The 6,241-nt window shown below is 37.2% G+C and carries 8 protein-coding genes; 4 read left to right on the plus strand and 4 right to left on the minus strand.

The genetic code is table 11. From position 1 onward, the window contains the following. Positions 1-201 precede the first annotated feature (201 nt). The 4 genes from VLB74_RS11965 to VLB74_RS11980 all read right to left on the minus strand — a co-directional run bounded on the left by VLB74_RS11965 (position 202) and on the right by VLB74_RS11980 (position 2,251). The gene (locus tag VLB74_RS11965) at positions 202-648 is read right to left on the minus strand and encodes a VOC family protein (RefSeq protein ID WP_325203689.1); all 447 of its coding nucleotides are present in this window, start codon (positions 646-648) and stop codon (positions 202-204) included. 15 nt (positions 649-663) lie between these two features. Then, entirely contained in the window at positions 664-1,215 is a 552-nt protein-coding gene (locus VLB74_RS11970; RefSeq protein ID WP_325203690.1) for a dihydrofolate reductase family protein, read from the minus strand. A 40-nt stretch (positions 1,216-1,255) separates the two neighbouring features. Beyond that, positions 1,256-1,555: a DUF1905 domain-containing protein gene (locus VLB74_RS11975; RefSeq protein WP_325203691.1), complete on the minus strand. Its 300-nt coding sequence runs from the start codon at positions 1,553-1,555 to the stop codon at positions 1,256-1,258. A 171-nt stretch (positions 1,556-1,726) separates the two neighbouring features. Then, positions 1,727-2,251, minus strand: coding sequence for a superoxide dismutase family protein (locus VLB74_RS11980; protein WP_325203692.1), 525 nt, complete (start codon positions 2,249-2,251; stop codon positions 1,727-1,729). 217 nt (positions 2,252-2,468) lie between these two features. On the opposite strand from VLB74_RS11980, the gene VLB74_RS11985 reads away from it, so the two are divergent. From VLB74_RS11985 to VLB74_RS12000, 4 genes are all read left to right on the plus strand, one after another. Then, positions 2,469-2,909, plus strand: a complete 441-nt coding sequence (locus VLB74_RS11985; protein ID WP_325203693.1) for an META domain-containing protein — start codon at positions 2,469-2,471, stop codon at positions 2,907-2,909. 69 nt (positions 2,910-2,978) lie between these two features. Next, positions 2,979-4,304 carry an OmpA family protein gene (locus tag VLB74_RS11990; protein ID WP_325203694.1) on the plus strand — a complete coding sequence of 442 codons (1,326 nt, stop codon included), beginning with the start codon at positions 2,979-2,981 and terminating at the stop codon, positions 4,302-4,304. Between the two features lie 229 nt (positions 4,305-4,533). Continuing rightward, positions 4,534-5,628 carry a redox-regulated ATPase YchF gene (gene ychF, locus VLB74_RS11995; RefSeq protein WP_325203695.1) on the plus strand — a complete coding sequence of 365 codons (1,095 nt, stop codon included), beginning with the start codon at positions 4,534-4,536 and terminating at the stop codon, positions 5,626-5,628. Between the two features lie 230 nt (positions 5,629-5,858). Further along, positions 5,859-6,241 (plus strand): MCP four helix bundle domain-containing protein (locus tag VLB74_RS12000; RefSeq protein ID WP_325203696.1); only part of this gene is annotated, 383 nt, incomplete at its 3' end.

Consider the following 6,241-nt stretch of genomic DNA (forward strand, 5'->3'; position numbering starts at 1 on the left):
TTTTAACAAATTTAATGAAAAAAATCAATTATACTCTTGCGTATATACTTGATTTTCAATTAATTGTGATTTTTTTTATTCGGGTGGCTATGATATGTAGGCAACAATAGTATGAAAGCACTGGCAAGATGTTCGCGCTAGCAGGGAGCAATACAAGTTTGGACCAGCTAGCAAAAAACCGCAGTTTTATGTTGTTTATTTTTATTTAAGTGGTTCAGCAATTCCGATTAAAATTCCTTCAGGGCCACGAATATAGCAAAGTCTGTAAGAGTCTTGATATTGAACTACTTCCTCGACAAGTTGTGCGCCATGCTTGTAAAGCCTGTCGAGTGTATCGTCTATATCTGCAACAGCAAACATAACGCGTAAATAGCCTAAAGAATTTACCGGAGCATTGCGGTGATCTTCTGTTACTTTCGGATTAATAAATCGCGACAGTTCCAATCGGCTGTTTCCGTCTGGTGTAACCATCATTGCGATTTCTACGGATTGATTACCAAGCCCTGTCACACGACCGGCCCATTCGCCTTCAATCATTGCTCTTCCTTCCAGCGTTAGTCCAAGTTCAAGGAAAAATGAAATGGTTTCGTCAAGAGATTCAACCACAATTCCAACATTATCCATTCGAAGTAAATTATGTTTTGCCATGGTTTAAAGTTTTGTCTATTGTTTTGTCGGCTCATAATAGAATACGACTGCACCTGAACCAAAGGTTTTTGTATTCAAAAGTTTAAAAATTATTCTGTCGGTTAAATTTTCGAATAGTGGTAAACCGCTTCCTGCAATAACGGGATGAACGCAAAGTTGAAATTCGTCTATTAAATTAAGTTTTAATAATTGTATAATTAAACTCCGGCTGCCAATCAAAATATCCTTCCCGGATTGTTTTTTTAGTGCAGAAATTTCTTGTTCAATGGTTTGGTTTGCCAGTTTTGCAGTTTTCCATTCTGTATTTTTCAGCGTGTATGAAAAAACAATTTTAGGGATTTTATCCATTATTACCGCAAATTCGTCAATTGATTTGTTACCTGTTGGGTTTTCCACAACCGACTTCCAGTATTCCATAAGTTGGTAAGTTATCCTTCCGTATAAAACGGTATCTCCGTTGCTTAACAGGTCGGCATAATGTTGGTGTAATTCGTCATCCGGAATAATAGCCGTGTGGTCACAAAACCCGTCAAGCGTCATATTTATGGCAGCAATTACTTTTCTCATAGTTTAGTTTTTTTAATTGTCTGTTCCTTGCCATTCCTTTTCAAAGCGAAACAATCACGTCTACAATTGTTCCGGCCTCAATATTTTCTTTTTTTCTAATATCGGCTTTTAGAGGGAGTAGGTAGGTGTTTCGTTTAGTATCAAACCAAATAGCCGTTTTCCAGTGACTTTTTCCAATTTCAGCTTCTGCTTTCAATCTTCCCCAACCTTCTTCTTCTGATTTTAAAGTTTCCCTGATTTCTTTTACTATGTTTTCTGGTAGCGAAACAAAATACCAGCCTCCGGGAGACGAATATTGCCAAACTTTTTCCGAGAAATTATATTTGATTTTACCAGTCATCTTCGATTTTAGAATTTTCTAATTAAAAATATAAGTGCTGGATTTAGCACGGATATTAAATGAATTAGGGCAATACACTCTCTAATTCATTTAATATCTGCTTAAGTATCATTTGTTTGCGAATAGGTAAAATAAATACTATTCCAAAAACCGGTAAAGACCTAAAACTGTTTATCGGATAATAGCGGTACAAGCCACACGACCTCCGGCATTTCCAGTTGGCTGTGTTACAAAATCATCAGCGCCTTTATGAACGATGATGGCTTTCCCTAAAACATCTTTGGTAGCGTCACCGCAGCCAATACACCATTCGTCTGTGGTTAAAGTTATTTTACCGTTTCCGTTTTCATCTGCGGTGAAATTCCCGATATCGCCTTTATGATATTCGCCTTCTCCCCATTTTCCGTGTTTTTTGAATGTCGGGTTCCAATGTCCGCCAGCCGAAGTTGCATCTGCCGCAGAACAATCAGATTTCTCATGGATGTGGATAGCGTGAACACCGGGCGTCAATCCGGAAATAGTTGCAGTGAAGGTGACTTTTCCTTCTTTTTCAGAAAAAACGACATTTCCTGATGTTTTGGTATCGCTTTTAGGTTCTAAAGCTACTTTTAATTCGTTGACTTTTGTTTGTGTTTTTGTTTTACAGCCCGCAAAGGTCAGCGCAATAAAAAAGACGGAGAGGATTATTTTTTTCATAAAAAAAGCAATTTGATGGTTTTTGTAAAGTTACTGCTAAATTTCTTACGTCGGATTAAGTATCGGTAAAAAATGAGTTTTCGCCTTGCGGGTTGATTTATAATGCTGATTTACAGATAAATGAAATTAAATTCGTAAATTCGATACATGTTTTTAACAGTTAATTTCTCTAGAGAGCCCCTTCTTTTAAGTTAGTAAAATTTAATTTTTTAACATTATGAGGAAGTGTCTATTTACAGCAGTTACATTATGTCTTTCTTTTATAAGCTGCAATTCGGTCAAAATTAAAAACCACAAAGAAGATCAATTCGAAAAGCTTAACGGCTCCTGGGAATTAATTTATATTTCAGGACAAGAGAACTTATTCAACGAATTGTATCACGACAAAAAGCCTACCATCAATTTTATAACAAAGGATAATGTTGTTTCGGGAAACAGCAGCTGTAATTCCTATTCCGGTAAACTGATCGTCGACGGAGATAAAATCAGTTTTAAGGAACCAATGGCCATGACTAGAATGATGTGTGGTGATGGTAAAGGAGAAAGTATTTATATGGAAAACCTGCAGAAAATCAATTCCTATTCTGTTTCAGAAGATAGTAAAACATTGAATTTCAACATGGATAATAAGCCCCTGATGCGTTTTAAAAGAAAATAATGATGTGCCGTGTTATACGTTTTTCAACAGATGATGAAAACTTTGAACTGTACAACAAATATGTAGATTATGAGAAAACTTGCCTTTTTAATGGTATTAATCAGCGGTATAACACAGGTTAATGCCCAAATTACGGATCGCACTTTTTTTGGTGTAAAATTAGGAGGGAATTGGTCTACCATTAATTATGATCCTTCAGTAAATGGTCTTGAAACGGATTATAAGCCCGGTTTCGTTGGCGGCGTCTATTATAATTATGCCATTAGTAAGAAGACTTCCATTCAGCCCGAGCTGTTGTATTCGATTATGGGTTCAGAGATAAGTCAGTCGCATCCCGATCCTGATCTTGGAGGAAAGTTACGACTTGAATATTTATCCGTTCCGCTTTTATTTAAGTTTAATCCTATCTGGAGATTCTCGGTTTTTGCAGGTCCGCAATTTGATTTTCTGATCAATTCAAATTCAGAAGCTGATAATCGGGAGAAAATAGACCAGAAAAATAATCTGAAAGGTACAGATATAGCCGGTACTTTTGGGATAGAATATTGGATTACAGGCAATATTGGAGTTTACGCAAGATACATTTACGGATTTACTGATATTAATGACAGTCACGGTACTAATGCTACAGTACCTGTTTATCCACCGGATCCCAAACACATCGTCGAGGATATCAATAATCGTGGCTTGCAGGTTGGAGTCACCATCGGATTCCGTTCGGCTCCAAAAACACTGGAAGACATGAAAACAAATCCTCCGTCACTTGAAACTACCGGACCGGTTGCGGCTCCTGCTGCGGTAGTGTCAGACAAGGATACGGATGGTGATGGCGTTTTTGACAGTAAAGATAAATGTCCAAATGTTGCCGGATCACCTAAATATGACGGATGCCCGGTTCCGGATACTGACGGTGATGGAATCAACGATGAAAATGACAAATGTCCGACGGTTGTTGGTGTAGCTAAATATGCAGGCTGCCCAATTCCGGATGGAGATGGAGATGGCGTTAATGATGATGAAGATAAATGTCCGAAAGTTGCAGGCATAAAAGATAATTTAGGCTGTCCTGAAATGACTTTCTATTATAAAAAAGCGGTTTCAGCATTAAGTGCACAAGATAAAGCCAGTCTGGATAAAGTAGTGAAATTCCTAAATGAGAATCCCGATTTAAATGTGGATGTAGAAGGACACACCAGTACGCTGGGCACATCAGAATATAATCAAAAACTATCTGAAAGAAGAGCAAAAGAAGCCGTTGATTATCTGGTATCAAAAGGTATTAGCAAGAATCGTTTAAGAGCTGTCGGCTACGGAGAAAAATTCCCGATTGGAGATAACAGTAAGGAAGAAGGAAGAGCAAAAAGCCGCAGAACGCTTATAAGAGTGACCAAATAGTTTAAAGCCATCCATTGTAAAGAAATGAAAATCAGGGAGACGAATTCAGTTTGTCTTCCTGATTTTTTGTTTTTAAGCTTTAGGAAGTGAAAAATGATATTTTATAAAACGTTTAGAATTATGTTAACAAACTGCTGTTCTCTAATTCCATTATAATCGGTATATTTGCAAACTTTTTAAAACGATTATAAAATTTTGTTGGTTTTTTCCAACAGTAAATAAAAATATAATGAAAGCAGGAATTGTAGGATTGCCAAATGTTGGAAAATCAACATTATTCAATTGTTTGTCAAATGCCAAAGCACAAAGTGCAAACTTTCCGTTTTGTACTATCGAACCTAATATCGGAGTAGTGAATGTACCGGATCCGAGAATCAACCGATTGGAAGAACTGGTAAAACCGGAACGTGTTCAAATGGCTACTGTTGATATCGTTGATATCGCCGGATTGGTAAAAGGTGCAAGTAAAGGCGAAGGTTTAGGTAATCAATTCTTAGGGAATATCAGAGAGTGTAACGCTATTATTCACGTATTGCGTTGTTTCGACAATGACAATATCGTTCACGTTGATGGTAATGTAAATCCAATCCGTGATAAAGAAACCATCGATATCGAATTACAGTTAAAAGACCTTGAAACGGTTGAAAAACGTTTAGAAAAAGTAAATCGTACTGCAAAAACCGGAAACAAGGAAGCGCAGGCCGAAAAAGCTTTATTAGACCGAATCGTTGCTGCTTTAATGCAGGCAAAATCGGCACGTACCGTAATTCCTCAAAATCAGGACGAAGAAGAATTGATGGAAAGTTTCCAGTTGATTACGACTAAACCTGTATTGTATGTTTGTAACGTTGATGAGGCTTCAGCTGTTAATGGCAACAAGTATGTAGATCAGGTTCGCGAAATGGTTAAAGACGAGCAAGCAGAAGTTATTATTCTGTCTGTGGGTGCTGAAGCTGATATTACCGAATTAGAAAGCTATGAAGAGCGTCAGGTTTTCCTGGAAGATTTGGGACTTACCGAGCCAGGTTCGTCAGTATTGATTCGTGCGGCTTATAAATTATTGAACCTTCAGACTTATTTTACTGCAGGTGTGAAAGAAGTCAGAGCGTGGACAATCAATATCGGAGATACTGCGCCAAAAGCTGCGGGAGTAATCCATACTGATTTTGAAAAAGGATTCATCCGTGCGGAAGTTATCGCATTTGATGATTATTCTAACTTCGGTTCGGAATCAAAAGTAAAAGAGGCTGGTAAACTGCGTGTAGAAGGAAAAGAGTACATTGTTAAAGACGGAGATGTGATGCACTTCAGATTTAACGTATAGTTAGAGATATAAGCAAAAGTTAAAAAAGCAAAAGCCGTTAAAGAAATTTAACGGCTTTTGTGTTTTAATTCGTTTATAGTGTTTTTTGTGTAGTTCATCTGTTTTGTAATTATTAGTATTGGAAGAACCATTAAATTTGGGCATAACATTGTTTCTTTTGATGAAATTTTACCACAGTTCCAAAAGATTTACAATGTTGTAAAGCAGAATTTCCATTAAAAAAAAAGAGCATGGTTAACAAGGCAAGAGCATCCATGGAACTGACCTTATTGGTATCTGTCATGTCTTGTTTTATTGTATTTGTAGGTATTTATGGTTTGATGCAAATCCGGATACTTAACCGAAATTCCCAGGAACTTTTTGAGGACAGGTTGATTCCGATGGATCAGTTGGGAGATGTCCGTTATAATACTTCAGTAATACTTTCTACAGCACATCTTGCGAATAAGAAACAAATAACTTTCGACGAAGCACTAACAAAAATCAATCAGGCCCAAGACAGCGTCAATACCAATTGGAAAGCTTATGTGGTGACTTACCTCACACCGCAGGAAAAAATAATCGTAGACAAAGTGAGCGGCCTGCTGAAAAAATCATCCAAAACGGTTGATAA

This window comes from Flavobacterium sp. (genome assembly GCF_035456225.1).
GTDB lineage: Bacteria > Bacteroidota > Bacteroidia > Flavobacteriales > Flavobacteriaceae > Flavobacterium.